Consider the following 4,439-nt stretch of genomic DNA (forward strand, 5'->3'; position numbering starts at 1 on the left):
CCCTTATAGCCCAAGATGGAGCCCAGCGCCGCATCTGGGTCAAGAACGGGACTTCGAAGCCGCCGCCGGCTCACCGTCATGCCGAATCGTGTCTCGGCCGGCCGTTTCTTAAGAGTGCAATAACCGTATCCTGCATTGACCAAAATTCGTGCGCGCGAGGCAGGAGTATTCGCGGCTCGCATGCAATCGCGCGCGATTCGGGAACTGATTCAATCGCGCGCGCAATTTTGCGCCGGATCGATCGCTGATTGCGGCGCCGGACCCGGTCCGAGCACGCCCGCCGCCATGAGCCGCGGCGCGCAAACAGGCACGCAGGCTGCGCCTCGCGCGAAACGCCCCGGGCAAGATTACTTTTTTTTCAGACACTTGCCCCAAAGCTGGCGGCCGCAAGCGCGACTGGGACGAGTGAAGTTGAGTTTGGAGTCTCGAAAAGCAAAAAAGCGAAAGCATGGCGTGCTCGCCCGCGCCGGCCGGAAAGCGCGCAAGCGGCGCTTCGCGCGCGCGCGTGCCCTCTCCGGGCGCGACGAAGTCCTGCGCAGCCGCGCCGAGGCGGAAGCCGCGATCGCCAACGCGCACAGATCCCACGAACGCCTGCGCCAGGCCATCGATATCCTGCCGCAGGGCATCGTGTTTCTCGATGCCGAAGGCCGCTACGTCCTCTGGAACAAGAAATACGCCGAGATCTACAGCAAGACCGCCGACCTGTTCGAGGAAGGTGCCCGCCTCGAAGACACGCTGCGCATCGGCGTCGCCCGCGGCGACTATCCCGAGGCGGCCGGTCACGAGGACGAGTGGATCGCCGAGCGGCTGCGAAAGCTCTATCAGCCCGGCGCGCGGCACGAGCAGACGCTGTCGGACGGCCGCGTCATCCTGATCGACGAGCGCCTGACCGACGACGGCGGCGTCGTCGGCCTGCGCGTCGACATCACCGAATTGAAGCAGCGCGAGGCCTCGTTCCGCCTGCTGTTCGACGGCAACCCCGTGCCCATGATCGTCTGCGCGCTGGACGACGAGCACATCATCGCCGTGAATGACGCCGCGGTCGCGCATTACGGCTACAGCCGCTCCGAGTTCGAGCGGCTGAAGATCCGCTCCTTGCAGGCCTTCGACAGCGAGCCGCCCTGGATCGCCGACGCGGACGGCGAGGAACAGGCCGGCCGCACCTGGAAGCACGTCAAGGCCGACGGCGCGCTGATCGACCTTGCGATCTATTCCCGCGAACTGACCTATGCCGAGCGGCCCGCGGTTCTCCTCGCGCTGATGGACATCACCGAGCGCAAGCGCGCCGAGGCGCGGCTCGCCTTCATGGCCCAGCATGATGCCCTGACCGGCCTGCCCAACCGCAGTCTGCTGCGGCAGCAGATGGACGAGATGCTGCTGCATACGCGGCGCAGCACCGACAAGGTCGCGCTGCTGATCCTCGGGCTCGACAATTTCAAGGCGGTCAACGACACGCTGGGGCATGCGGTCGGCGACAAGCTCCTGCGCGGCGTCGCCAAGCGGCTGCGCTCCACCTTGCGCGAGGAGGACGCGCTGGCGCGACTCAATTCCGACGAGTTCGCGATCATCCAGAGCGGGCTGGCGCGCCCCGAGGACGCGGTGATGCTGGCAAAGCGGCTGCTCGAGGCCATCGCCGATCCCTATCTGCTCGACGGCCATTCCGTGGTGATCGGCGCCTCGATCGGGATCGCGATGGCGCCGGGGGACGGCGATGATTCCGAGAAGCTGCTCAAGAGCGCCGACATGGCGCTGTCGCGCGCCAAGCTGGATGCCCGCGGCAGCTTCGCCTTTTTCGAGGCTGCGCTCGACGCCAAGGCGCAGAGCCGGCGCAAGATCGAGGTCGAGCTGCGCGAGGCGATCCAGAACGACGTGCTTCGCCCCTATTACCAGCCGCTGATCGACCTCTCGAGCGGCCGCATCACCGGCTTCGAGGCGCTGGTGCGCTGGCCGCATGCCGAGCGCGGCATGGTCTCGCCGGCCGAGTTCATCCCTGTCGCCGAGGAGACCGGCCTGATCAATCCGCTTGGCGGGCAGATGCTGCGCCGGGCCTGCCTGGATGCCGCGGCCTGGCCCGACGACGTTCGGGTCGCCGTCAACCTGTCGCCGCTCCAGTTCCGCAGCGGCAATCTGCTCTCGGTGGTGACGGACGCGCTGAAGCATTCCGGCCTGCCGCCGCGCCGGCTCGAGCTCGAGATCACCGAGACGCTGCTGCTAGAGAAGAGCGCGCAGGTGCTGGCGACGCTGCACGCGTTGCGCGCGCTCGGGGTGCGCATCTCCATGGACGATTTCGGCACCGGCTATTCCAGCCTCAGCTATCTGCGCAGCTTTCCCTTCGACAAGATCAAGATCGACCAGTCCTTCGTGCGCGATCTCGCCGCCAATCGCGAGGCCCAGGCGATCATCCGTTCCATCGTCAGCCTCGGCAAGGGCCTTGGCGTGACCATCACCGCCGAAGGCGTCGAGACCGAGGCCGAGCTGAGCTGCCTTCGCGCCGAGGGCTGCCATGAGGGCCAGGGCTTTCTGTTCAGCAAGGCCCGGCCCCATGCGGAGATCGTCAGCCTGCTGGCGGCGCAGCGCGGCATCGACGGCGACGAGGACGCCGCGCTGGTGGCGTGAGCACGCAATGCGCGCACCGGGGTGCAGCGCGCTTTCGCCTCGCTCCTAAGGAAGGACGTGGAAAGATTTCACGCTGCCCGCAGTCCGGCCAGAAACGTATCCACGCTTCGGATCAGCGCCGAGGCATGTTGCCCCAGCTCACCCGTTGCAACCATGACGTCGCCGGCCAGCGCGCGGGACTGGTCGGCGGACTGGCTGGCGCCGGCGACATTGGCCGAGACGTCCGTGGTGCCGGCCGAGGCCTGCTGCACGCTCTGGGCGATCTCCCGCGTTGCCGATCCCTGTTCCTCGACCGCGGAGGCGATCGTATTGGCGATGCCGCTGATCTCCCGGATGGTGTCGCTGATGCCGGAGATTGCGGTGACGCAATTTCCGGTCGCGGCCTGGATTGCCGTGACCTGGCTCGCGATCTCGTCGGTCGCCTTCGCGGTCTGGCTCGCCAGCTCCTTCACTTCGGCGGCGACCACGGCAAAGCCGCGGCCGGCTTCGCCCGCGCGGGCGGCCTCGATCGTGGCGTTGAGCGCGAGCAGGTTGGTCTGGCTGGCGATTTCGCTGATCAGCTTCAGCACGTCGCCGATGCGCTCGGCGGCGGTGGCAAGGCTCGTAACCATCTCGGTCGTCTCCGCGGCCTTGCGGACGGCGCCGCTCGCAACTTCGCTGGAATGGGTGACCTGACGGCCGATTTCGTTGACGGATGAGGCCAGCTCCTCCGTCGCGGCCGCGACGGCGTTGACGCTGGCCGAGGCTTCCTCGGAGGCTGTCGCTGCGGCGGAAGCGCGCTGCGAGGTACCGTTGACGCTGGTGGTGATCTCGCCGGCAACGCTCTGCATGCCCTCGGTCGCCTTTGCCACCGCGGCAACCACGCCCTTGACGTCGGCCTCGAAGCGGTCGGCCATCTGGCGCTGGAGCGTCTGTTTCTCGACCTCGGACCTGACCCTGTCCGCTTCCTGTGCTTCGCGCAGAGCGTCCGCCTCCAGCATGTTGCGGCGGAAAACGTCCACCGCCTTGGCCATGGTGCCGAGTTCGTCCCTGCGTTCGCTTCCGGGAATGGTGACGCTGGTGTCGCCGCTGGACAGCCGGTTCATGACCGCGGTGATCGCGGTGAGCGGCCGCGACAGGCCGCGCCCGAGCAGCAGCGCCAGCATGATCGTGACGGCAAGGATCGCAGCCGTACCGAGGATCAGGTTGCGCTCGGCCGTGGCGAAGGCGGCCTCATATTCGCTCGTATCCTTGATGATCTCGAGCACGCCGACCGGCGCTCCCGCGTAGTTCTTGATCGGTCCGGCATAGACCTCGACCGGATGACCGTCGAGTTTGGCCTCATGCCGGACCGCCGAACCGTCGACTGCGTTCTTCAGCTGATCCGGCGTGGTGACGACCGTGTTGCCAAACGTTGACGACAGCTTGTTCAGGTTCTTGCCGTCGAGCGAGTAGACCGCGAGGTCGATGCCAAAGCGCTTCTTGGCCCGGTCGACGAACTCCTTGCCGAAGGCGGCGCCGATATCAACGTTGGCGAAGCTTTTGCCGTCTCGCATGATCGGTGTCATGCCGAAGATGCCGAGCGCCTCGCGCCCCGGCTCGACGCCGACGATCTGTCGGCCGCCCTTGATCGCCTCGACCACGGTCTCGCGGCGCGCCGAGACGTCATCGCCGAACACCTTGGGCGCATGCACCCGGTAGAATGCGACAGCAGGCGGAACCTGAAAGGTGATGAGCGGGATACCCTGCGCCTTCAGCGATTTGTTGGCTTCGCCGAGCAGTGCGGCCAGGCTGTCCCGGTCGCCCTTCGCTATCGCATCGCCGACCGGCGGCAGCGCCGCGAT

The 4,439-nt window shown here is 67.0% G+C and carries 2 protein-coding genes; one reads left to right on the top strand and one right to left on the bottom strand.

Annotation, left to right across the window (positions count from 1 at the left end):
* The first annotated feature begins 453 nt into the window (after nt 1-453).
* Nucleotides 454-2,616: an EAL domain-containing protein gene (locus JHD07_RS33690; RefSeq protein ID WP_291630010.1), complete on the top strand. Its 2,163-nt coding sequence runs from the start codon at nt 454-456 to the stop codon at nt 2,614-2,616.
* A gap of 68 nt (nt 2,617-2,684) precedes the next feature.
* Here the strand turns inward: JHD07_RS33690 and JHD07_RS33695 are convergent.
* On the bottom strand, nt 2,685-4,439 hold a 1,755-nt coding region (locus JHD07_RS33695), incomplete at its 5' end, for a methyl-accepting chemotaxis protein (protein ID WP_291630011.1).

This window comes from Bradyrhizobium sp. (assembly GCF_016462955.1).
GTDB lineage: Bacteria > Pseudomonadota > Alphaproteobacteria > Rhizobiales > Xanthobacteraceae > Bradyrhizobium.